Source organism: uncultured Microbacterium sp. (assembly GCF_963528945.1).
Classification (GTDB): domain Bacteria; phylum Actinomycetota; class Actinomycetes; order Actinomycetales; family Microbacteriaceae; genus Microbacterium.
Genome location: NZ_CAURWX010000001.1, coordinates 1,009,417 through 1,032,168, shown reverse-complemented (window position 1 = coordinate 1,032,168; position 22,752 = coordinate 1,009,417). Strand labels below are relative to the sequence as shown.

Here is a 22,752-nt window from a genome sequence, read left to right as displayed (position 1 = left end):
TGGTGCTCGCCGACCTCACGGCCGGCGCTGTCGCCGACGCAGAGCGTCGCGCCATGACCCGGCCCATCGCCGAGGTCGAGGCGGCGGCGCTCGCCCGCCCCGCCGCGAAGGACGCGCTGTCCTTCCTCGCCCCGTCCGAGCGGGTGAAGATCATCGCCGAGGTCAAGCGCGCGAGCCCCTCGCGCGGTGCCCTGGCGGAGATCCCCGACCCCGCGCATCAGGCCGCACTGTACGAGGCCGGAGGGGCGTCGGCGATCAGCGTGCTGACCGAGGAGCGCCGCTTCGGCGGGAACCTGGCAGACCTCGAAGCCGTCACGGCCCGCGTGTCGCTGCCCGTGCTCCGCAAGGACTTCATCGCGACGCGCTACCAGGTGCTCGAGGCCCGGGCGGCGGGTGCCGACCTGGTGCTCCTGATCGTCGCAGGACTCGACGCGCCGGTGCTGCGCGATCTCTACGCGTTCGTCGGCGAGCTCGGCATGACGCCGCTGGTCGAGACGCACTCGGCCGACGAGCTCGAGGCGGCGATCGACCTCGGCGCGCCGCTGATCGGGGTCAACGCCCGCGACCTCACTACGCTCCAGCTCGACCGCGACCTCTTCGGACGCCTGGTCGACCGCATTCCTGCCGGCACCGTCCGCATCGCGGAATCGGCGGTCCTGACGCCGGCCGACGTCGCGCACTACCGCAGAGCGGGCGCCGACGTCGTCCTCATCGGCGAGGCCCTGGTCACCGGCGACCCCGTGGCGACCCTCGCGAGCTTCCTGGAGGTGGGCGCATGAGCCTGCGCGACCAGCACGGACCCTATTTCGGCTCCTACGGCGGGCGGTACATGCCCGAGTCGCTGATCGCGGCGATCGACGAGCTGACCGAGGCGTACGAGGCGGCGATCGTCGACCCGGAGTTCCGCGCCGAGCTCGCGTCGCTGCTCTCGTCGTACGCCGGCCGCCCGTCGCCGCTGACCGAGGTGGAGCGCTTCGCCGCCCACGCGGGCGGTGCCCGGGTGTTCCTCAAGCGGGAGGATCTCAACCACACCGGCTCGCACAAGATCAACAACGTCCTGGGCCAGGCCCTGCTCACGAAGCGTCTGGGCAAGACGCGCGTGATCGCCGAGACCGGCGCGGGGCAGCACGGCGTCGCGACCGCGACGGCGGCCGCTCTGTTCGGTCTCGACTGCACCATCTACATGGGCGAGGTCGACACCGAGCGCCAGGCCCTCAACGTCGCGCGTATGCGCCTGCTGGGGGCCGAGGTCGTGGCCGTGACCTCGGGCTCGCGCACACTGAAAGACGCGATCAACGACGCGTACCGTGACTGGGTGGCGTCGGTCGAGACGACCAACTACATCTTCGGCACGGCGGCCGGACCGCACCCGTTCCCCGCGATGGTGCGCGACTTCCAGAAAATCATCGGCGAGGAGGCGCGCGAGCAGCTGCTCGTGGAGGCCGGTCGTCTGCCCGACGCGGTCGTCGCCTGCGTGGGCGGCGGATCGAACGCGATCGGCATGTTCGATGCGTTCCTCGACGATGCGTCGGTGCGCCTCTACGGCGTCGAGGCCGCGGGCGACGGGGTCGACACCCCGAAGCACGCGGCGTCGATCGAGCGCGGTCGCCCCGGCGTGCTGCACGGCTCGCGCACCTACGTGCTGCAGGACGACGACGGGCAGACCGTCGAATCGCACTCGATCTCCGCCGGCCTCGACTACCCGGGCGTGGGCCCGGCGCACTCCTGGCTCGCCGACCTCGGACGAGCCGAGTACATTCCGGCGACCGACGACGAGGCGATGCAGGCGCTGCGCCTGCTCAGCCGCACCGAGGGCATCATCCCGGCGATCGAGTCGGCGCACGCCCTCGCCGGCGCGCTGCGGCTCGGTCGCGAGATGGGACCGGATGCCGTCATCGCAGTGTGCCTGTCGGGACGCGGCGACAAGGACATGGACACCGCGGCGCGGTACTTCGATCTGTACGACGCGTCCACCACCGACGGCGGCGACGCGTGAGCCGCGTCGAGCGAGCGTTCGAGAAGGCCGAGGCCGAGGGGCGCACGGTGTTCGTCGGCTACCTGCCCGTCGGGTACCCCGACCTCGAGACGAGCATCCAGGCCGCTCTGACCCTGGCCCGCAACGGCGCCGACATCATCGAGCTGGGACCGCCCTACAGCGACCCGGTCATGGACGGGGCGATCATCCAGGAGGCGACGACCGCCGCCCTCGCGGCGGGCTTCCGCATGGCCGACCTCTTCACGGCCATCCGGCGCATCACCGCCGAGACCGACGTGCCGGTGCTCGTGATGACGTACTGGAACCCCGTGGTGCAGTACGGCGTCGACCGCTATGCCGACGACCTCCTCGCTGCGGGCGGGGCCGGGCTGATCACGCCCGACATCACGCCGGACGTCGCCGACGAATGGATCGCCGCGAGCGAGCGCACCGGACTCGACCGCGTCTTCCTCGCCGCTCCGACCTCGTCGGACGAGCGCCTCGGGCTCGTCGTCTCCTCGTCGACGGGCTTCATCTACACGGTCTCGACGATGGGCATCACGGGGGAGAGGGCAGAACTCGACCGTGCCGCCCGCACCCTCGTCGGTCGTCTCCGCGCCCAGGGGGCCGAGCGCGCCTGCGTCGGCATCGGCATCTCGACGGCCGAGCAGATCGCGGCCGTGTCGGAGTACGCCGACGGCGCGATCGTCGGCACCGCTCTCGTGCGCGCCCTCCGCGACGGCGGACTGAATGCCCTCGCCGAGGTCACCCGAACCCTGGCTGACGGCACCGCGTCGTCGAGCCCCGTCTCCGAGAACTAGGATCGCAATCATGTCCCTCGCGCTCCACAGCACCGTCACCGGCGTGCTCACCAGCATCCCGAGCCCTCCGACCTCGTCGTTCCAGATCGGCCCGCTCACGATCCACTACTACGCGTTGTGCATCATCGCCGGAATCATCGTCGCCGTGCTGCTCACGAACCACCGCCTCACGAAGCGCGGGGGCGAGCCGTGGGTCGTCATCGACATCTCGATCCTGGCGGTTCCGCTGGCGATCATCGGCGCGCGCATCTTCCACGTGGCGACCCACCCGAACGACTACTTCGGACCGGACAAGAACACCTGGAACCCCTTCATGCCCGGTTCCGTCTGGGCGATCTGGGAGGGCGGCATCGCGATCTTCGGCGCGCTCATCGGTGGCGCGATCGGCGCCTACCTGGGTTGCAAGTGGACCGGCATCCGATTCTGGTCGTTCGCCGACGCTCTCGCGCCCGGCCTGCTGCTCGCGCAGGCGATGGGCCGCTTCGGCAACTGGTTCAACCACGAGCTCTACGGGCTCCCCACCGACCTTCCATGGGGGCTCGAGATCGAGTCGACCAACAGCGCCTTCCCCCCGGGTCTCCCCGAGGGCACGCTCTTCCATCCCACCTTCCTCTACGAGGTCATCTGGAACGGCCTCGGCGTGCTCGTGCTGCTGTGGCTGAGCCGGAAGCTCTTCTTCCAGTGGGGTCGCCTGTTCGCGATCTACCTGATCTGGTACTCCGCCGGCCGCGTGGTGTGGGAGTCGATCCGCATCGATCCGAGCGAGATCATCCTCGGCCTGCGCAGCAACGTGCTCGCCGCGATCATCGGCATCCTCGTCGGACTCGCCATCCTCGTCGTCCAGACCCGTCGGCACCCCGGCCTGGAGCCGTCGCCGTACGCCCCTGGCCGGTCGCGGAAGGACCTCGACGGCGCTGATGTACAATCGCAGAACAATCCCTCTGACTTCGTCGACGTGAGCGAGCCTCCGGCAGACGAGGTCACCGCAGGAGCCACTGCCACAAGCGCCGCTCCCACGAGCGAGGACGGCTCTCGATAACGCCGCCACCTCGTGGCGCGAGACCATCTGCACTGAACGAGCGGGCCGACGTCGTCCCCGGTTCCCTTTCGAGACTCTGAGGACGGTTACTGGTGTACTTCCAGCCCCCTTACGGCGCCTCCGGCGCTTACCCCCCGAAGCAGGGCATGTACAACCCGGCGTTCGAGAAGGACGCCTGCGGCCTCGCCATGGTCGCGACGCTCCGCGGCGAGGCGGGGCACGACATCATCGCGCTCGCCCTCGAGGCGCTGCGCAACCTCGAGCATCGCGGTGCGATCGGCTCCGACGCCGGCACCGGTGACGGAGCGGGCATCCTGACGCAGATGCCGGATGCGTTCCTCCGCGCGGTCACCGAGTTCGAGCTGCCGCCGGTGGGGGAGTACGCCGCCGGTCTCGCCTTCCTGCCGCGCGACTCGAGCGATCGTCGCCAGCAGAAGGCCGGCATCGAGCGCATCGCCCGCGACGAGGGCCTCCGGGTGCTCGGATGGCGCGACGTGCCGACCGCGAACGAGAACCTGGGCAAGCTCGCCGACGAGGCCCGGCCCGCCTTCGAGCAGCTCTTCGTGAGCGCCGGCGGCACCACCCACGCCCACGCCCCGCTCACGGGTATCGCGCTCGACCGCGTCGCCTACCGCCTGCGCAAGCGCGCCGGTCACGAACTCGGCGCCTACTTCGTCACGCTCTCCAGCCGCACGCTCGGGTACAAGGGCATGGTCACCACGCTCCAGCTCGAGCCGTTCTACCCCGATCTGCAGGACGAGCGGTTCGCCTCGGAGCTCGCCGTCGTGCACTCGCGCTACTCGACCAACACGTTCCCGTCGTGGCCGCTCGCGCAGCCGCTGCGGATGCTCGCGCACAACGGCGAGATCAACACCGTCGGCGGCAACCGCAACTGGATGCGCGCCCGCCAGTCCCAGCTCGAATCCGAGCTGCTGGGCGACATGAAGCCGCTGCTGCCCATCTGCACCGACGGCGCGAGCGACTCCGCCTCGTTCGACGAGGTGCTCGAGCTGCTCACCCTGACGGGGCGCAGCCTGCCGCACGCCATCATGATGATGGTGCCGGAGGCGTACGAGAAGCAGGCCGACATCTCGCCGGAGCTGCGCGCCTTCTACGAGTACCACTCGAACCAGATGGAACCCTGGGACGGCCCCGCCGCCCTCATCTTCACCGACGGCACCCAGGTGGGCGCCACGCTCGACCGCAACGGGCTCCGCCCCGGGCGATGGACCGAGACCACCGACGGACTCATCGTCATCGGTTCGGAGACCGGCGTGCTCACGTTCGAGCCCGAGCGCATCAAGCGCCGCGGCCGCCTGCGCCCCGGCAAGATGTTCCTCGTCGACACGGCCCAGGGTCGCATCGTCGAGGACGAGGAGATCAAGCACGACCTCGCCACGCTCGAGCCGTGGCAGGAGTGGCTCGATGCGGGCAACGTGCGTCTCGCGGAACTCCCCGAGCGGGAGCACATCGTGCACCCGCCGGCATCCATCACCCGCCGCCAGCGCACCTTCGGCTACACCGAGGAAGAGGTTCGCATCCTCCTGACCCCGATGGGGCAGAACGGTGCGGAGCCGCTCGGCGCGATGGGCTCCGACACTCCCATCGCCGTGCTGAGCAAGCGGCCGCGCCTGCTCTTCGACTACTTCACCCAGCAGTTCGCGCAGGTCACCAACCCGCCGCTGGACTCCATCCGCGAAGAGGTCGTCACCAGCCTCAAGCTCGGTCTGGGGCCGGAGAGCAACCTGCTCACCTGGGGCCCGGAGCACACCCGAACGGTGTCGCTCGACTTCCCCGTCATCGACAACGACGAGCTGGCGAAGATCCGCCACATCGACAAGGCGCTGCCCGACCGCTCCAGCGTGACGATTCGCGGCCTGTACCACTTCGATGCGGGCCCCCACAGCCTGGCCGCCCGTCTCGACGAGATGTGCGGCGAGGTCGACGAGGCGATCGCAGCCGGCGCGGAGTTCATCATCCTGTCGGACCGCGACTCGAACAAGGACCTCGTCCCGATCCCATCGCTGCTGATGGTCGCGGCCGTGCACCACCATCTCATCCGCCGCGAGAACCGCATGAAGGTCGGTCTGATCGTCGAAGCCGGCGACGTGCGCGAGGTCCATCACGTGGCCACGCTCATCGGCTACGGCGCATCCGCGATCAACCCCTACCTCGCGATGGAGACGGTCGAGCACCTCGCTCGCACCGGTTACATCACCGGCATCACGCCCGAGAAGGCGGTGCGCAACCTCATCTACGCGCTCGGCAAGGGCGTGCTGAAGATCATGTCGAAGATGGGCATCTCCACGGTGTCGTCCTACGCGGGTGCGCAGGTGTTCGAGGCCGTGGGTCTCAGCCAGGAGTTCATCGACGCGTACTTCACCCGCACCGAGTCGAAGCTCGGCGGAATCGGGATCGAAGAGGTCTACGCCGAGAACCAGGCGCGCCACGACTACGCCTACCCGGAAGACGCGGCGGCCCGAGCGCACGAGCGGTTGTGGACGGGCGGCGAGTACCAGTGGCGCCGCGACGGGTCGCCCCACCTGTTCAGCCCCGAGACGGTGTTCAAGCTGCAGCACGCGACGCGCACCCGCCGCTACGACATCTTCCGCGAGTACACCAAGCTCGTCGACGATCAGGCGGCCGAACTGAAGACCCTGCGCGGGCTCTTCGCGCTGCGCACGGGCACCCGCAAGCCCGTGCCGATCGACGAAGTGGAGCCCGTCTCGTCGATCGTGAAGCGCTTCTCCACCGGTGCGATGAGCTACGGCTCCATCTCGCAGGAGGCGCACGAGACCCTGGCGATCGCGATGAACCGCATCGGCGCGAAGTCCAACACCGGCGAGGGCGGCGAGGACGCCGATCGTCTGATGGACCCCGAGCGTCGCAGCGCGATCAAGCAGGTCGCCTCCGGTCGGTTCGGTGTCACCAGTCAGTACCTCACCGAGGCCGACGACATCCAGATCAAGCTCGCGCAGGGTGCGAAGCCCGGCGAGGGCGGTCAGCTGCCGCCGCAGAAGGTGTACCCGTGGGTCGCCCGCACGCGTGGCGGTACGCCCGGGGTGGGCCTCATCTCGCCGCCCCCGCATCACGACATCTACTCGATCGAAGACCTCAAGCAGCTCATCTTCGACCTGAAGCGGGCGAATCCCGAGGCGCGCATCCACACCAAGCTCGTGAGCCAGTCGGGCATCGGCGCGGTGTCGGCGGGTGTGGCGAAGGCGCTGAGCGACGTCATCCTCGTGTCCGGCCACGACGGCGGCACCGGGGCCAGCCCGCTCAACTCGTTGAAGCACGCGGGAACGCCGTGGGAGCTCGGTCTGGCCGAGACGCAGCAGACGCTCATGCTCAACGGCATGCGCGACCGTGTCGTCGTGCAGGTCGACGGACAGCTGAAGACGGGCCGCGACGTCGTGATCGGAGCCCTCCTGGGCGCCGAGGAGTTCGGCTTCGCGACCGCCCCGCTCGTGGTGAGCGGATGCATCATGATGCGCGTCTGCCACCTCGACACCTGCCCGGTCGGCGTTGCGACGCAGAACCCGGCGCTGCGCGAGCGGTTCACCGGCAAGCCGGAGTTCGTCGTCAACTTCATGGAGTTCATCGCCGAGGAGGTCCGGGAGCTGCTCGCGGAGCTCGGGTTCCGCTCGCTCGACGAGATCGTCGGCCGTACGGAGCTGCTCGAGACGAACGCAGCGGTCGAGCATTGGAAGGCCGAGGGGCTCGATCTCGGTCCGGTGCTCGACGGCCCGGCATTCCCCGCCGGCGAGGCACGTCGCAGCCGCCGGACGCAGGATCACGAGCTCGACAAGCACTTCGACGTGCAGCTCATCGACATCGCCAAGAACGCTCTGCTGAACGCCGAGCCCGTCGTCGTGGAGCTTCCGATCGCGAACACCGAGCGGGCGGTCGGCACCATGCTCGGGCACCAGGTGACGGCGCGCCACGGCGCGGCCGGTCTGCCGCGCGAGACCATCGACGTGACCCTTCGGGGCACGGCGGGTCAGTCGCTCGGCGCCTTCCTGCCGCCCGGCATCGTGCTGCGCCTGGAGGGCGACGCGAACGACTACGTCGGCAAGGGCCTGTCGGGCGGCGACATCACGATCCGTCCGCCGCGCGGCTCGGCGATCGCTCCGCACGAGAACGTCATCGCGGGCAACGTGATCGGCTACGGCGCCACCGCGGGGACCATGTTCCTCTCCGGCGTCGTGGGCGAGCGCTTCCTCGTGCGCAACTCCGGCGCGACGGCGGTCGTGGAGGGCGTGGGCGACCACGCGCTCGAATACATGACCGGGGGCCTGGCCGTCATCCTCGGGCCGACGGGACGCAACCTGGGCGCCGGGATGTCGGGGGGAGTGGCCTACGTCCACGCCCTCGAGACCGCGAAGATCAACGCCCAGTCGCTCAGCAGCGGCGAGCTGATCCTCGACGCGCTCGACCGTGCCGATCTCGAGGTGCTGCGCGGGCTGCTCGTCGAGCACGCCGAACGCACGTCGTCCCCTCTGGCGACCGCGATGCTGGAGCGCTTCGAGGAGGTCTCCGCCGAGTTCGTGAAGGTGCTTCCGCGCGACTACGCCGCGGTGCGCACCATGCGCGAAGAGGCTCTGGCCGAGGGGATCGACCCCGACGGCGACATCGTCTGGAACCGCATCCTGGAGGTGACCGGTGGCTGACCCCAAAGGCTTTCTGAAGGTGACCGAGCGCGAGCTGCCGCCGCGCCGACCGGTCCCCGTGCGCATCATGGACTGGAAAGAGGTCTACGAGCGCGGAGACAGCGCTGTGATCAAGCGGCAGGCCGGCCGCTGCATGGACTGCGGTGTGCCGTTCTGCCACTCCGGGTGCCCCCTCGGCAACCTCATCCCGGAGTGGAACGACCTCACCTGGCGCGGCGAAGGTCGCGCCGCGATCGAGCGCCTGCACGCCACCAACAACTTCCCGGAGTTCACCGGCCGGTTGTGCCCGGCGCCGTGCGAGAGCTCGTGCGTGCTGGGGATCAACCAGCCGGCGGTGACGATCAAGCAGATCGAGGTCTCGATCATCGACGAGGCGTTCGCGAAGGGCTGGGTCGAGCCCGAGCCCCCCGAGCGTCTGACGGGCAAGACGGTCGCGGTCGTCGGCTCCGGCCCCGCCGGTCTCGCCGCGGCTCAGCAGCTGACCCGTGCGGGCCACACGGTCGCCGTGTTCGAGCGCGACGATCGCATCGGCGGCCTGCTGCGCTACGGCATCCCCGACTTCAAGATGGAGAAGACGCAGCTCGAGTCGCGCCTCCGCCAGATGCAGGAGGAGGGCACCCGCTTCCGGGCCGGAGTCGAGATCGGCAAGGACATCTCGTGGGCCGATCTGCGCGCGCGCTACGACGCCGTGGTCATCGCGACCGGCTCGACCGTACCGCGCGATCTCGCGATCCCCGGGCGCGACCTGCACGGGGTCCACTTCGCCATGGAATACCTGGTCGAGTCGAACCACGCCGTGGCCGGCGACGCCGTGCCCGACCAGATCACGGCCGAGGGCAAGCACGTCGTCGTCATCGGCGGCGGCGACACCGGCGCCGACTGCATCGGTACCGCCCACCGTCAGGGCGCCCTCAGCGTGACCAACCTCGCGATCGGCAAGCAGCCGGGGGAGTCGCGGCCCGACCACCAGCCGTGGCCGATGATGCCGACCGTCTTCGAGGTGCAGTCCGCGCACGAGGAGGGGGGCGAGCGGGTCTTCCTCGCGTCGACCGTCGAGTTCCTCGCGAACGAGGTCGGCGAGGTCCGTGCGATCCGTGTCGCCGAGACCGAGTTCGTCGACGGCCGCCGTGTTCCCAAGAGCGGGACCGAGCGGGAGATCCCTGCCGACCTAGTGCTCATCGCGATGGGCTTCACGGGGCCGGAGGCCGACGGCTTCACCGACGACCTGCGTCCGCAGACGACCGACCGCGGTGCCTTCCAGCGCGATGACTCCTACGAGTCGTCGGTCTCCGGTGTGTTCGTGGCCGGCGATGCCGGGCGCGGCCAGTCGCTCATCGTCTGGGCGATCGCCGAAGGCCGCGCCGCCGCCGCGAGCGTCGACGCCTACCTCATGGGCGAGACCGTGCTCCCGTCGCCGGTGCGTCCGCGCGATGTCGCGATCGGTCTGCAGCCCGCGTAGGCTGAGGCCGGCACCGTCGCCCGATTTACATCCCCCTATCACCCTGGAGAATCCGTTGAGACGCGCGAAAATCGTCGCCACCCTGGGCCCTGCCACTTCCACCTATGAGACCGTGCGCGCACTGATCGACGCCGGCGTGGACGTGGCCCGCCTGAACCTCAGCCACGGCGACTACTCCGTGCACGACAACAACTACGCCAACGTGCGCCGCGCGGCCGAGGACTCCGGTCGCGCCGTGGCCGTGCTCGTCGACCTGCAGGGCCCGAAGATCCGCCTCGGCCGCTTCGAGGACGGACCCTACGAGCTCGCCAAGGGCGACATCTTCAAGATCACCACCGAAGACATCATCGGCAACAAGGAGATCTGCGGCACGACGTTCAAGGGGCTGCCCCAGGACGTCAAGCCCGGCGACTTCCTCCTCATCGACGACGGGAAGGTGCGCGTCGAGGTCGTCGAGACCGATGGCGTCACCGTGACCACCCGCGTCGTGGTCGCCGGCGCGGTCTCCAACAACAAGGGCATCAACCTGCCCGGCGTCGCCGTCAACGTCCCCGCGCTCAGCGAGAAGGACGAGGATGACCTGCGGTGGGGCCTGCGCACCGGCGCCGACCTCATCGCCCTGTCGTTCGTCCGGAACGCGTCCGACGTCACCCGCGTGCACGAGATCATGGCGGAGGAGGGCGTGCGCGTTCCCGTGATCGCCAAGGTCGAGAAGCCGCAGGCGGTCGACGCGCTCGAAGAGATCGTCGACGCCTTCGACGGGATCATGGTCGCTCGTGGCGACCTCGGCGTCGAGCTGCCGCTCGAGGCGGTGCCGATCGTGCAGAAGCGCGCCGTCGAGCTCGCGCGCCGCAACGCCAAGCCCGTCATCGTCGCGACCCAGATGCTCGAGTCGATGATCAACAGCCCGGTGCCCACCCGCGCCGAGACCTCCGACGTCGCCAACGCCGTGCTCGACGGCGCCGACGCCGTGATGCTGTCGGGCGAGACGAGCGTCGGCGACTACCCGGTCGTCGTCGTCGAGACGATGGCCCGCATCATCGAGTCCACCGAGGAGCACGGCCTCGAGCGCATCGCGCCGCTCACCACGAAGCCGCGCACCCAGGGTGGGGCGATCACGCTCGCCGCACTCGAGGTCGCCGAGTTCGTCGAGGCCAAGTTCCTCTGCGTGTTCACCCAGTCGGGTGACAGCGCCCGCCGTCTCTCGCGCCTGCGCTCGCGCATCCCCATGCTCGCGTTCACGCCGGAGCCCGGCATCCGCCGTCGGATGGCTCTGACGTGGGGCATCCGCTCGACGCTGGTCGAGATGGTGCAGCACACCGACCTCATGTACCTCCAGGTCGACGACTACCTGCTCTCCAACGGTCTGGCGGCCGAGGGCGACAAGGTCGTCGTGATCTCGGGTTCCCCTCCCGGAATCGTCGGCTCGACCAACGACATCCGCGTCCACAAGGTCGGGGATGCGGTCGGCGGTGCGGCTCCGATCTACAAGGAGAACGCCTGACCCACGGGTCGCGGAGGGGACGGGGCTTCGGCCTCGTCCCCTCCGGCGTTCCCGTCCGGTTGGCAGCCGTGCGTGGCCGCGTCAAGCCTGTTCCCGCCGCGACAGGATGCTCGATACGGTTCGGTCATGCCTGATCTGCGCCGCCTCGTGTCCGTCGACGGATGCGTGTTCCGCATCACGAGTCGTCTGCATGCCGAACCCGATGCCCCGTTCTTCGTGCTGATCCACGGCATCGGCATGTCGCATCGCTACCTCACCCGTCTGCACCGCACACTCGCCCTGCGCGGCAGCGTCGCCTCGATCGACCTCCCCGGGTTCGGGGGACTGCCCAAGCCGGGGGAGGATCTCGACATCGCCCGCATGGCCGACCTCCTCGCCGCCGTGCTGCCCGCGGTGACCGAGGGACCGGTCGTCGTCGTGGGACACTCGATGGGTGCGCAGTGGGCGGTCGAGCTGGCGGTCCGTCATCCCGACCGGGTGCAGGGCGTCGTCGCGATGGGACCGGTCGCCGACGATGCGCACCGCTCCCTCCCGGCCCAGGCCGGCGCCCTCGCCGTGGACACGTTCGGAGAGTCGCCCCTCATCAACCTGGTGGTCTTCACGGACTACCTGCGGTGCGGCATCCGCTGGTACCTCACGCAGGCGCGTCACATGCTCACCCACCCCCTCGAGGACCGCGTCGCCGAGCTGACCGTTCCCCTCCTGGTGATCCGGGGGGAGAACGATCCCATCGCGGGCAGGGACTGGACGCGCCGCCTGCGGGATCTCGCGCCCGTGTCCCGGAGCGTGGAAGTTCCGGGGGCGCACCATGTCGTGCAGCAGTCCGCACCGCGCGCCGTGGCGTCGGCGATCCTCTCGCACGTCGCGGGGGCGTGGCCGCGTTCGCTGCCCGTCGAGGCCGCGGACGCGCCCCGTGGTGACGCCGCATGAGGGGTCTCGCCCGCCGCGCGGCCTGGTGGGCCGCCGACTACGTCTACGCCGGCTACTGGCAGGTGCGCGCGTTCACCAGCAGGACATCCGCCGACGCGTTCGCCGACGGTTCCCGGACGACGATCGTCGTGCTCCCCGGGGTGTACGAGACCTGGCGGTTCCTGCAACCGCTCATCGCCCATCTGCACGGGCAGGGGCATCCGATCCATGTGCTCGACGCCCTCGAGCGCAGCCAGCGCCCCGTGGCCGAGATGACGGCGATCGTCGAACACCATCTCCGCGAGCGGGATCTGCACGACGTCGTCATCGTCGCGCACAGCAAGGGCGGCCTGGCGGGCAAGCTCGCGATGGTGGGGGAGGAGGGTGCTCGGGTGCGCGGGATGGTCGCCGTGGCGACGCCGTTCGGCGGCTCGCGGTACGCCCGGCACCTGCCCTCCCGCACGCTGCGCGCGTTCTCGCCCGACGACCCCGGGATCGTCTCGCTCGGGCGGCACCACGAGGTGAACGCCCGCATCGTGTCGGTCTACGGCTCGTTCGATCCGCACATCCCCGAGGGGAGCGAACTCCCCGGGGCGAAGAACGTGCGGCTCGACACGGGCGGCCACTTCCGGGTGCTGGCCGACCCGCGGGTCATCGCCGAGGTCGCCGCTCTCGCGGGGGACTGATCGCCCGATCGGTGCCGGCGGTGGGACTCGAACCCACACGCCCGTGAGGACAAAGCATTTTGAGTGCTCCGCGTCTGCCATTCCGCCACGCCGGCTCGTGTGTCGCGTCTACGACTGTAGCGCAGCGATCGCCGCTTCCCGTGACCGCGCCGCGGCGCACCGCCGTCGGCACAGGCGACTCCGGTAGCATGGTCGTGTGACCGAGCAAGAACAGGCCGAGCAGCCCACGTCCTCCGCACCCCGACGCGTCGTCGTCGCCGAAGACGAATCGCTGATCCGTCTCGACATCGTCGAGATCCTCCGCGACAACGGCTTCGACGTGGTGGGCGAGGCCGGCGACGGCGAGACCGCCGTCGCTCTGGCCACCGAGCTGCGCCCCGACCTGGTCATCATGGACGTGAAGATGCCCCAGCTCGACGGCATCAGCGCCGCCGAGAAGCTGCACAAGGGCAATATCGCGCCCGTCGTGCTGCTGACCGCGTTCAGCCAGAAGGAGCTCGTCGAGCGGGCCAGCGAGGCCGGCGCACTGGCGTACGTCGTCAAGCCGTTCACCCCGAACGACCTGCTGCCGGCGATCGAGATCGCCCTCGCCCGTCACGAGCAGATCATCACGCTCGAGGCCGAGGTCGCCGACATGGTCGAGCGCTTCGAGACCCGCAAGCTCGTCGACCGCGCGAAGGGGCTGCTGAACGAGAAGATGGGGCTGAGCGAGCCCGAGGCGTTCCGTTGGATCCAGAAGGCCTCCATGGACCGTCGCCTCACGATGCAGGACGTCGCGAAGGCGATCATCGAGCAGCTCGCTCCGAAGAAGTAGTGTTCGCGCTCGACGCCGAGCACTCCCTCCGCCTGCTGCGCGCCGACGACGGTGCGGCGCTCGCCCGGGCGTACTCCGCGAACCGGGCGCATCTGGAGCCGTGGGAGCCGTTGCGCCCCCCCCTCGTTCTTCACCACGGCCGTGCAGGACGCCGACGTGCGTCGGTCGCTGGCCGAGACGTCGTCCGGTCGGGCCGCGCGGTTCGTCATCGAAGGGCCGGAGGGCGAGATCCGTGGCCGGTTCAACCTCAACGGCATCGTGCGCGGGGCATTCGACAACGCCGACCTCGGCTACTGGGTGGATGCCCGTCTGCAGGGGCGCGGGTTCGCCTCGGCGGCCGTCGCGCACGTGCTGGGATATGCGCGCCACGAACTCGGCCTGCATCGCGTTCAAGCCGGGACCCTTCCGCACAACCTCGCGTCCCAGCGGGTGCTCGCGGCGAACGGCTTCACGCGCATCGGCCTGGCGCCGCGCTACCTGAAGATCGCGGGGGAGTGGCAGGACCACATCCTCTTCCAGCGTCTGCTGGAAGAGGGGATCAGCGAGGGGATCAGCGCTCCGTCGGGGCGTCCTTGATCAGATTCGTGATGCGGATCGTCGAGCACCGTCGGCCCTGATCATCCGTCACGACGATCTCGTGCACGGTCATGCTGCGCCCCAGGTGGATCGGCGTGCAGACCCCTGTCACCATGCCTGAGGTCGCCGAGCGCGTGTGGGTGGCGTTGATGTCGACTCCGACGGCGAGACGCCCCGGCCCCGCGTGCAGGTTCGCGGCCATCGAACCGAGCGACTCTCCCAGCACGACGTAGGCGCCGCCGTGCAGCAGGCCGACCGGCTGTGTGTTGCCTTCCACCGGCATCGTCGCGACGGATCGTTCGACCGTGAACTCGGTGAACTCCAGGCCCATCTTCTCGGCCAGCGCCCCCATCCCGCGAGCGGCCGCCCAATCGAGTCCTTCGCTGGTCGCGACCTCGCTCATGCATCCTCCTCCGACGCGTGTCCGTGGTCCTCGTTAGGCTGGCAGAGTGACGGACTCCGCAAAGCCTACCCTCATGGTCGTCGACGGCCATTCGCTCGCCTACCGTGCCTTCTTCGCGCTGCCGGTCGAGAACTTCACCACGAAAGACAACCAGCACACGAACGCCATCTACGGCTTCCTGTCGATGCTGGTGAACCTCATCAAGGCCGAGCAGCCCACGCACATGGCGATCGCGTTCGACACGTCCCGTCATTCCTTCCGCACCGACGAGTACCCCGAGTACAAGGCGACCCGTTCCGAGACGCCGCAGGAGTTCCGCGGGCAGATCCCGCTGCTGCAGGACTGCCTCGCGGCCATGTCCATCCCGGTGCTGACGAAAGACGGCTTCGAGGCGGACGACATCCTCGCGACCCTCTCGACGCAGGGCGCCGAGCAGGGCTTCGACGTGCTCGTCGTCTCGGGCGACCGCGACACGATCCAGCTGGTCACCGACGACGTCACCCTGCTCTATCCGTCGGTGCAGGGCGTCTCGCAGCTCAAGCGCTACGACCCCACCACGGTGCACGAGCGGTACGGCGTGCGGCCGGAGCAGTACCCCGATATCGCTGCGCTGGTCGGCGAGACGAGCGACAATCTCCCCGGCGTGCCGAAGGTCGGCGAGAAGACGGCGGTCAAGTGGCTGACGCAGTTCGGCTCGCTCGATGAGCTGCTCGACCGCGCCGGCGAGATCAAGGGCGTGGTCGGTGGCAACCTCCGCGATCACATCGACGACGTGCGTCGCAACCGCAAGCTCAACCGGCTCCTGCGCGACGTCGAACTGCCGGTGTCCCCGGGTGATCTCGCCGTCACGCCGATCGACGCCCAGGCGGTGCGCGACATCTTCGCCCGTCTCGAGTTCCGCACGCTGCTACCGCGCGTCTTCGAGGCCGTCGGAGCGGGGGAGGTCGCCGACGACCCGGCGTCCGTCGTCGAACTTCCCACGCCCGTCGAAGCGGCTCCGCACGACCTCGCTGCCTGGACGGAATCGGTCGACGGAGAGATCGCCGTCCGCATCATGACGCAGGGCGGGCTCCCGACGCGTATCGGCCTGGCCACCGAGACCGAGCTCCGCGAGGCGGACTGGTCGGATGCCCTCGCCGAGACGATCCGTCCCTGGTTCGAGTCGCAGAGCCCCAAGGTGCTGCACGACGCGAAGGTGCAGATCAAGGCGCTCGGCCGAGCGGGCGTGCGTCTGGGCGGACTCGCGTACGACACGAGCCTGGCCGGCTGGCTCCTGCGACCGAGCTTCCCCGACAAGACCCTCGGCGACCTCGCAGAGCGGTACCTCGGCGAGAAGCTGCCCGAAGCCGATCCCTCGCAGCTGGTGCCCGAGACGGAGGGCGCAACCCCGTCGCAGGAGGCGTGGTTCGCCCTGCGTGTCGCGACCGCTCTGCGCGACGACCTCCCGGAATCGGTCGCGACCGTGCTCGCCGACATCGAGCTGCCGACGCTGCTGACGCTGGCCGACATGGAGCTCGCGGGAGTGGCGGTGTCGCACGACGTGCTCTCGACGTTCTCGGGCGAGCTGTCGGCGCGCGCCGACGTGCTCGCACAGGAGGCGTTCGGCATCGTGGGTCGCGAGTTCAATCTCGGGTCCCCGAAGCAGCTGCAGGAGGTGCTGTTCGAAGACCTGCAGCTGCCCAAGACCCGCAAGACCAAGACCGGCTACTCGACCGACGCGGCCGTGCTCGCCGACCTGCAGGAGTCGCACCCGCACCCGTTCCTGAACCTGCTGCTGCAGCACCGTGAGGCGACGAAGCTCCGCCAGATCATCGAGTCGCTCGACACCGCCATCGGCGCCGACGGCCGCATCCACACCACCTATGTGCAGACCGGCAGCCAGACCGGTCGACTGTCGAGCACCGACCCGAACCTGCAGAACATCCCGGTGCGCACCGAGGAGTCCCGCCGCATCCGAAGCGCGTTCCAGGTGGGTGAGGGCTACGAGGCTCTTCTGACCGCCGACTACTCGCAGATCGAGATGCGCATCATGGCGCACCTGTCCGGCGACGAGGGTCTCATCGAGGCCTTCAACAGCGGCGAGGACCTGCACCGGTTCGTCGGGGCCCGGGTCTTCGGCGTCGACCCGGCCGATGTCACGAACGCCATGCGCACGAAGGTCAAGGCGATGTCGTACGGCCTCGTGTACGGGCTGTCGGCGTTCGGCCTCTCGAAGCAGTTGCGGATCGAGCAGTCCGAGGCCAAGCAGCTCATGGTCGAGTACTTCGCCCGGTTCGGAGCGGTGCGCGACTACCTGCGGGCCTCGGTGCTCGCGGCGAAGGAGGTCGGCTACACCGAGACGATCTTCGGCCGACGACGCCCGTTCCCCGATCTGTCGAGCCCCAACCGGGTTCTGCGGGAGAACGCCGAGCGCGCAGCGCTCAACGCCCCGATCCAGGGCAGCGCGGCCGACATCATGAAGATCGCGCTGTTCCACATCCACGACGACATCCGTCGAGAGGGTCTCGCCTCCCGCGTGCTGCTGCAGATCCACGATGAACTCGTCGTCGAGGTGGCGCCGGGGGAGTGGGACGCGGCCGAACGGATCGTCCGCACCCGTATGGGCGACGCCGCCGACCTGCGCGTGCCGCTCGACGTGCAGGTCGGACGCGGCGACGACTGGAACCAGGCGGCCCACTGACCGGACGGGGCGACGGGTCGCCAGTAGGCTGGTGCGCATGAATTCCACCCCTCGGAACCCCACCGCCATCGACCAGGTCGCCGAGCGCTGGGTCGACACCCTGGTCGACCTGGCGCCCACGCTCGGCACCTACATCGGGCGCGACGAGGTCAACGGTCGCTTCGGCGATCTGAGTCCCGAGGGTCACGCCGAGGTCGCCGCCGCGACGCGACGGACGCTCGACGAGCTGTCCGCCCTCGAGCCGGTCGACGCGATCGACGAGGTGACGAAGACCGATCTCGGTGCCGAGCTGCGCCTCGACCTCGAACTGCACGAGGCGAAGTGGCACCTGCGCGACCTCAACGTCATCGCCTCGGCGGCGCAGGATGTGCGGTCTGCATTCGACCTCATGCCCACCGGCAGTGCCGACGACTGGTCGGTCATCGCGCAGCGCCTCGCGGCGGTGCCCGATGCATTGCGCGGATACACCGCCACCCTGCGCGAGGGCATCGCCCAGGGTGTGACGCCCGCACGCCGACAGGTCGTCGAGGTCGCCACCCAGATCGACCGATACACCGCCGACGACGGGTTCTTCGCGTCGTTCGTCGCCGACGCCGCGCCCGACGAGGGACAGCTCCCTGCTTCGCTCGCCCGGACGCTCGCCGACAACTCCGCGGCCGCGCGCGTCGCATACGACGAGCTGCGACGCTTCCTCGCGGAGGAGCTCGTGCCCGCGGCATCCGACATCGACGCCGTGGGTCGAGACCTGTACGCCCTCAACTCGCGACGCTTCCTCGGAGCGACGATCGATCTCGACGAGACCTACGAGTGGGGGCGCGAGGAACTCGCGCGCATGGTCGCCGAGCAGACCGCGATCGCGAACGAGATCGTCCCCGGGGCGTCGGTCGAGGAGGCTGTCGCGCACCTCGAGGCGGATCCGGCGCGCAAACTCGTGGGCACTGATGCACTTCAGCGCTGGATGCAGGAGACGAGCGACCGGGCCGTCGCCGAGCTCGCCGCGTCGCACTTCGACATCCCGGAGGCGATCCGCACGATCGAATGCATGATCGCCCCGACCCAGGAGGGCGGGATCTACTACACCGGGCCGACCGACGACTTCTCCCGGCCGGGCCGCATGTGGTGGTCGGTGCCGGAGGGCGTCACCGAGTTCGACACCTGGCGCGAGCTCACCACGGTCTACCACGAGGGCGTCCCCGGCCATCACCTGCAGATCGCTCAGGCGGTGTACAACCGTGCCGAACTCAACTCCTGGCGACGTCTGCTCGCCGGCACCTCGGGGCACGCCGAGGGCTGGGCGCTCTACGCCGAGCGGCTGATGGAGCAGCTGGGGTACCTCGACGACCCGGCCGACCGCCTCGGCATGCTCGACGGCCAGCGCATGCGGGCGGCGCGCGTCGTGCTCGACATCGGTGTGCACCTGGGCAAGCCCCGCCTGGAGGGCGACGGCATCTGGGATGCTGCCTACGCCCTCGACTTCATGCGCGGCAACGTGAACATGTCGGACCAGTTCGTGCAGTTCGAGGTCAACCGATACCTCGGGTGGCCGGGACAGGCGCCCTCGTACAAGGTCGGTCAGCGCATCTGGGAGCAGGTGCGCGAGACCGTGCAGCAGCGCGAGGGAGAGCGGTTCTCGTTCAAGGACTTCCACAAACGCGCCCTCGACATCGGTGGCGTCGGCCTCGACACCCTGCGGTCGGTGCTGCTGCCGCGCTGAGCCGGGAATGCCGCGGCTCCGACCGATGTTCATTCACCTGAATAGGAAGGGCTGATCATGGACATCGAATTCGGGCTCGACACCTTCGGCGACATCACCCGGGGGAGCGACGGCGAACTGCTCAGCGGCGCGCAGACCATCCGCAACGTCATCGCACAGGCGGAGATGGCGGATGCCGTGGGCGTGGACTTCTTCAGAGTGGGGGAGCACCACCGTCGCGAGTTCGCGGTGTCCGCACCCGAGATGGTGCTGTCGGCCATCGCCGCGCGCACCGAGCGCCTGCGACTCGGCACCGCCGTCACCGTGCTCTCCTCGGACGATCCAGTGCGGGTGTACGAGCGGTTCGCCACGCTCGACGCCGTGTCGAACGGCCGCGCGGAGGTCGTGCTCGGCCGCGGTTCGTTCATCGAGTCCTTCCCGCTGTTCGGCTACGACCTGCGCGATTACGATGCGCTGTTCGAGGAGAAGCTCGATCTGTTCACGCAGCTCCTCGCCGAGAAGCCGGTGACCTGGTCGGGAACCATGCGGGCGCCGCTCGACGACGCCGACGTCTTCCCCAAGACCGAGAAGGGGCTGCGCACCTGGGTCGGCGTGGGCGGCAGCCCGGAGTCCGTCGTGCGCGTCGCCCGGCACGGCCTCGGGCTCATGCTCGCGATCATCGGTGGGCCCGCCGCACGGTTCCGTCCCTTCGTCGATCTGTACCACCGGTCGGTGGCGTCGTTCGGCTCGACCGAGCATCCGATCGCGGTGCACTCACCGGGCCACATCGCCGTCACCGACGCCGAGGCGTGGGATGCGGCCTACTCCGGGTTCGAGGCCATGAACAACACCATCGGCCGCGAACGGGGCTGGCCCGCGTACAGCCGCGCTCGGTTCCAGAACGACATCGGCCCGGAGGGTGCGATCTACTCGGGGTCGCCCGAGCGTGTGGCCGCCAAGATCGCGCAGACCATCACCACGCTCGGCCTGGGGCGGTTCGACCTCAAGTACGCGACGGGCACGCTCTCGCACGAGGCGATGATGCGCAGCATCGAGCTCTACGGCACCGAGGTGATTCCGCGCGTCCGCGCGCTGCTCGCGAAGCAGGACTGACCGGCATCCCGGGGAGCCCGCCCATGCTCCCCGGGAATAGGCTGGTCCGATGGCAGATGTGCGTTTCGTGGCGATCGGCGACTCCTTCAGCGAAGGCGTCGGCGACGTCCTCCCCGATGGGCGGGAGCGCGGGTGGGCGGACATCGCCGCGCAGGGATGGGCGGATGCCCTGGGGCAGCCGATCGACTACGCGAACCTGGCGATCCGCGGCAAGCTCGCGTGGCCGATCGTCGAGCAGCAGCTCGAGCCGGCGCTCGCGCTCCGGCCCACGCACCTCTCGTTCAACGGCGGCGGCAATGACATGCTGCGTCCCCGCGCCGACATGGAGCGCATCGCCGACGCCTTCTCGCACGTGCTGCGGAGATGCGACGAGGAGGGCGTCACGATGATCCTGCTGTCGGGCGCGAACCCAAGCGGTCAGCTGCCGATGGGGCCGCTCGTGCACCGCCGAGGCGACCAGCTGTCCGAGGCGGTCCTCCGGCGCGTCGCAGACCGAGACGATGTCGTGCAGGCCCTCAACTGGCCGGACCGCGAACTCGCGCAGCCCGCGTACTGGTCGGAGGACCGGCTGCACATGAACGCGTTCGGTCATCATCGCGTCGCGGCGCGAGTGCTCGACGCGCTGGGGCTCGAACCGCCGAAGGAATGGTGGGCGCCGCGCGAGCGCGGGGGAGCGGGCCCCTCGGGCCTGGCCTACTACCGCGAGTTCGTCGGCCCGTGGGTGCGGCGTCGTGTCACGCGCACCTCGTCGGGCGATGGTCGAACCGCGAAGTACCCGGAATGGGTGCAGCAGGTCCCCGGCGCATGAGCGATGTCGAGATGCGCCGTCTCTCCGGGGGCCGCGTCACTCTGCACGACGCCCGCTCACGTTCGCATCGCACGGTCGACCTGGAGCCGTTCGAGATCGGCGTGTACGCGGTGACCCAGGAGCAGCTGTCCGAGGTCCTCGGCATCTCCGCACCGAATCCGGAGCGCCCCGCCACCGACGTCAGCTGGCTGCGTGCGGTGCACTTCTGCAATGCGCTGTCGGAGTGGGAGGGCATCGAGCAGGCGTACTTCTTCGACGGGGAGGACGTGACGTGGGATGTCTCGTCCGACGGGTTCCGCCTGCCGACAGAGGCCGAGTGGGAGTTCGCGTGCCGCGCGGGCTCGACCGGCCCGCACTACGCCCCGCTCGCCGACGCCGCCTGGACGGCCGCCGACGGCGTGACGTCTCCGCAGCCGGTCGGGGGCAAGATCCCGAACCTGAACGGACTCTTCGACACCCTCGGCAACGTCTGGGAGTGGTGCTGGGACCTCCTCGATCCCGCGCGCTACGACGACTACCGCACGTTCCGCGGGGGCGGGTTCGCCGACGACGCCTGGAGCGTGCGCGCATCGGTGCGTCGCGGCGGCGCCCCGCGGATGCATCACGACGATCTCGGCTTCCGCGTCGCCCGCGGCGGCTTCGACGGGTCGGGGGCCGCACAGGGGTGGTCGGCCGTCGCCGATGTCGAGCGGGGGAGCGCGTCGGCCCCCTGCCGTCCGGGTGGACGCCGCGCGGTCGCTGAGCCACGGTTTTGGAGCGCCCGCGCCTCGCGTGGAAGAGTGGGGAGATGTCGTCGCCGTTCTCGCTCATCATCTCCCAGGGCCGCGTGGCCGACCGCACGAACGGCGCGCTCGTCGGCGCACGGCGCGTCGGCGCAGAACTCTCGACACTGCTCGGCATCGATGCCGCGGTGGTGGGCACCCCGTCACCGGCTCGCGACGATGACTGGTCGGCGGCGCTCCCGCAGGCGCAGGAGACGCTCGACGGCCTGCGCCGTGCGGTCAGCAGCGCATTCGACGCCGGGCGCACACCGCTCCTGGCCACCAACACCTGCGCGGCGAGCCTCGGTACTCTGCCCACGGTCGCCGAACGGCACCCCGATGCCGTGGTGCTGTGGATCGACGCGCACGGCGACTTCAACACGCCTGCCACGACCGAGTCCGGCTATCTCGGAGGGATGATCCTCGCGGCAGCCTGCGGTCTCTGGGACAGCGGGCACGGTGCGGGTCTCGACCCTCGTCAGGTGATCGTCGTCGGTGGGCGCGACATCGACGCGGCCGAAGGCGACCTGTTGGCGGACGCCGGGGTGACGGTGCTCACCCCGGCCGAGAGCACCCCGGAGCGTGTGACCGAACTCGTCGACGGCCGGCCGGTGTGGATCCACGTCGATTGGGACGTGCTCGAGCCCGGATACATCCCCGCCGCCTACCGGGTGGGTGAGGGTTTGCTGCCTCGCGACGTCGCCGCGATCTTCGCCGCCCTCCCGCTGGCCTCGGTGCGCGGCGTGGAGCTCGCCGAGTTCGAGGCGGACGATGCCGACGTGCCGGAGCACCTGAGCGTCGAGCTCATCATCGAGACTTTCCAGCACCTGCTGCACTGACT

At 69.7% G+C, this 22,752-nt stretch carries 17 protein-coding genes, 1 tRNA gene and 1 pseudogene; 17 read left to right on the top strand and 2 right to left on the bottom strand.

Going from position 1 to position 22,752, the window contains the following annotated elements; translation table 11 throughout:
* Window positions 1-2 precede the first annotated feature (2 nt).
* The 9 genes from trpC to RWS82_RS04785 all read left to right on the top strand — a co-directional run bounded on the left by trpC (window position 3) and on the right by RWS82_RS04785 (window position 13,063).
* Window positions 3-779: an indole-3-glycerol phosphate synthase TrpC gene (gene trpC, locus RWS82_RS04825; protein WP_314648194.1), complete on the top strand. Its 777-nt coding sequence runs from the start codon at window positions 3-5 to the stop codon at window positions 777-779.
* Window positions 776-1,996, top strand: a complete 1,221-nt coding sequence (trpB, locus tag RWS82_RS04820) for a tryptophan synthase subunit beta (protein ID WP_314647431.1) — start codon at window positions 776-778, stop codon at window positions 1,994-1,996. Before trpC ends, trpB begins: the two co-directional genes overlap by 4 nt.
* On the top strand, window positions 1,993-2,796 hold the full coding sequence (gene trpA / locus RWS82_RS04815) for a tryptophan synthase subunit alpha (protein ID WP_314647428.1): 804 nt from the start codon (window positions 1,993-1,995) through the stop codon (window positions 2,794-2,796). The genes trpB and trpA overlap by 4 nt, the downstream gene beginning before the upstream one ends.
* Window positions 2,797-2,806: 10 nt before the next feature.
* Window positions 2,807-3,835 carry a prolipoprotein diacylglyceryl transferase gene (gene lgt / locus RWS82_RS04810; RefSeq protein WP_314647425.1) on the top strand — a complete coding sequence of 343 codons (1,029 nt, stop codon included), beginning with the start codon at window positions 2,807-2,809 and terminating at the stop codon, window positions 3,833-3,835.
* A 146-nt stretch (window positions 3,836-3,981) separates the two neighbouring features.
* Complete coding sequence (gltB, locus tag RWS82_RS04805) at window positions 3,982-8,505, top strand: glutamate synthase large subunit (RefSeq protein WP_314648193.1); 4,524 nt, start codon at window positions 3,982-3,984, stop codon at window positions 8,503-8,505.
* Entirely contained in the window at window positions 8,498-9,964 is a 1,467-nt protein-coding gene (locus RWS82_RS04800; protein ID WP_314647423.1) for a glutamate synthase subunit beta, read from the top strand. Before gltB ends, RWS82_RS04800 begins: the two co-directional genes overlap by 8 nt.
* Before the next feature lie 55 nt (window positions 9,965-10,019).
* Entirely contained in the window at window positions 10,020-11,468 is a 1,449-nt protein-coding gene (gene pyk / locus RWS82_RS04795) for a pyruvate kinase (protein WP_314647420.1), read from the top strand.
* Window positions 11,469-11,594: 126 nt separating this feature from the next.
* The gene (locus tag RWS82_RS04790) at window positions 11,595-12,398 is read left to right on the top strand and encodes an alpha/beta hydrolase (RefSeq protein WP_314647417.1); all 804 of its coding nucleotides are present in this window, start codon (window positions 11,595-11,597) and stop codon (window positions 12,396-12,398) included.
* Window positions 12,395-13,063, top strand: a complete 669-nt coding sequence (locus RWS82_RS04785; RefSeq protein WP_314647415.1) for an alpha/beta hydrolase — start codon at window positions 12,395-12,397, stop codon at window positions 13,061-13,063. The genes RWS82_RS04790 and RWS82_RS04785 overlap by 4 nt, the downstream gene beginning before the upstream one ends.
* A 12-nt stretch (window positions 13,064-13,075) precedes the next feature.
* Here the strand turns inward: RWS82_RS04785 and RWS82_RS04780 are convergent.
* Window positions 13,076-13,158 (bottom strand) — tRNA-Leu (locus RWS82_RS04780).
* A gap of 101 nt (window positions 13,159-13,259) precedes the next feature.
* On the opposite strand from RWS82_RS04780, the gene RWS82_RS04775 reads away from it, so the two are divergent.
* Together RWS82_RS04775 and RWS82_RS04770 are read left to right on the top strand one after the other, a co-directional pair.
* Window positions 13,260-13,877: a response regulator gene (locus RWS82_RS04775; protein WP_314647414.1), complete on the top strand. Its 618-nt coding sequence runs from the start codon at window positions 13,260-13,262 to the stop codon at window positions 13,875-13,877.
* A gap of 141 nt (window positions 13,878-14,018) precedes the next feature.
* Complete coding sequence (locus RWS82_RS04770; RefSeq protein WP_314647412.1) at window positions 14,019-14,453, top strand: GNAT family protein; 435 nt, start codon at window positions 14,019-14,021, stop codon at window positions 14,451-14,453.
* On the opposite strand, the gene RWS82_RS04765 is transcribed toward RWS82_RS04770, so the two are convergent.
* Complete coding sequence (locus RWS82_RS04765) at window positions 14,428-14,856, bottom strand: hotdog fold thioesterase (RefSeq protein ID WP_314647409.1); 429 nt, start codon at window positions 14,854-14,856, stop codon at window positions 14,428-14,430. The genes RWS82_RS04770 and RWS82_RS04765 overlap by 26 nt on opposite strands.
* A gap of 46 nt (window positions 14,857-14,902) precedes the next feature.
* Between RWS82_RS04765 and polA the strand changes: the two genes are divergently transcribed.
* The 6 genes and pseudogenes from polA to RWS82_RS04735 all read left to right on the top strand — a co-directional run bounded on the left by polA (window position 14,903) and on the right by RWS82_RS04735 (window position 22,750).
* The gene (polA, locus tag RWS82_RS04760; protein WP_314647407.1) at window positions 14,903-17,536 is read left to right on the top strand and encodes a DNA polymerase I; all 2,634 of its coding nucleotides are present in this window, start codon (window positions 14,903-14,905) and stop codon (window positions 17,534-17,536) included.
* Window positions 17,537-17,573: 37 nt separating this feature from the next.
* Window positions 17,574-19,250: a DUF885 domain-containing protein gene (locus RWS82_RS04755; protein WP_314647406.1), complete on the top strand. Its 1,677-nt coding sequence runs from the start codon at window positions 17,574-17,576 to the stop codon at window positions 19,248-19,250.
* Window positions 19,251-19,307: 57 nt separating this feature from the next.
* Window positions 19,308-20,342 (top strand): LLM class flavin-dependent oxidoreductase, encoded by a 1,035-nt coding sequence (locus tag RWS82_RS04750; RefSeq protein ID WP_314647404.1) that lies wholly within the window; start codon window positions 19,308-19,310, stop codon window positions 20,340-20,342.
* 49 nt (window positions 20,343-20,391) lie between these two features.
* The gene (locus tag RWS82_RS04745; RefSeq protein WP_314647403.1) at window positions 20,392-21,150 is read left to right on the top strand and encodes an SGNH/GDSL hydrolase family protein; all 759 of its coding nucleotides are present in this window, start codon (window positions 20,392-20,394) and stop codon (window positions 21,148-21,150) included.
* Window positions 21,147-21,892, top strand: a pseudogene (locus tag RWS82_RS04740) (formylglycine-generating enzyme family protein). The gene RWS82_RS04745 and the pseudogene RWS82_RS04740 overlap by 4 nt, the downstream one beginning before the upstream one ends.
* A gap of 45 nt (window positions 21,893-21,937) precedes the next feature.
* Entirely contained in the window at window positions 21,938-22,750 is an 813-nt protein-coding gene (locus RWS82_RS04735) for an arginase family protein (protein ID WP_314647402.1), read from the top strand.
* Window positions 22,751-22,752: the final 2 nt, after the last annotated feature.

What these genes read in the sequence shown, in the direction of transcription:
- trpB (WP_314647431.1), top strand. Translation starts at nt 776, where the DNA reads ATGAGCCTGCGCGACCAGCACGGACCCTATTTCGGCTCCTACGGCGGG.
- lgt (WP_314647425.1), top strand. Translation starts at nt 2,807, where the DNA reads ATGTCCCTCGCGCTCCACAGCACCGTCACCGGCGTGCTCACCAGCATC.
- gltB (WP_314648193.1), top strand. Translation starts at nt 3,982, where the DNA reads ATGTACAACCCGGCGTTCGAGAAGGACGCCTGCGGCCTCGCCATGGTC.
- RWS82_RS04790 (WP_314647417.1), top strand. Translation starts at nt 11,595, where the DNA reads ATGCCTGATCTGCGCCGCCTCGTGTCCGTCGACGGATGCGTGTTCCGC.
- RWS82_RS04785 (WP_314647415.1), top strand. Translation starts at nt 12,395, where the DNA reads ATGAGGGGTCTCGCCCGCCGCGCGGCCTGGTGGGCCGCCGACTACGTC.
- RWS82_RS04765 (WP_314647409.1), bottom strand. Translation starts at nt 14,856, where the DNA reads ATGAGCGAGGTCGCGACCAGCGAAGGACTCGATTGGGCGGCCGCTCGC.
- RWS82_RS04755 (WP_314647406.1), top strand. Translation starts at nt 17,574, where the DNA reads ATGAATTCCACCCCTCGGAACCCCACCGCCATCGACCAGGTCGCCGAG.
- RWS82_RS04750 (WP_314647404.1), top strand. Translation starts at nt 19,308, where the DNA reads ATGGACATCGAATTCGGGCTCGACACCTTCGGCGACATCACCCGGGGG.
- RWS82_RS04745 (WP_314647403.1), top strand. Translation starts at nt 20,392, where the DNA reads ATGGCAGATGTGCGTTTCGTGGCGATCGGCGACTCCTTCAGCGAAGGC.
- RWS82_RS04735 (WP_314647402.1), top strand. Translation starts at nt 21,938, where the DNA reads ATGTCGTCGCCGTTCTCGCTCATCATCTCCCAGGGCCGCGTGGCCGAC.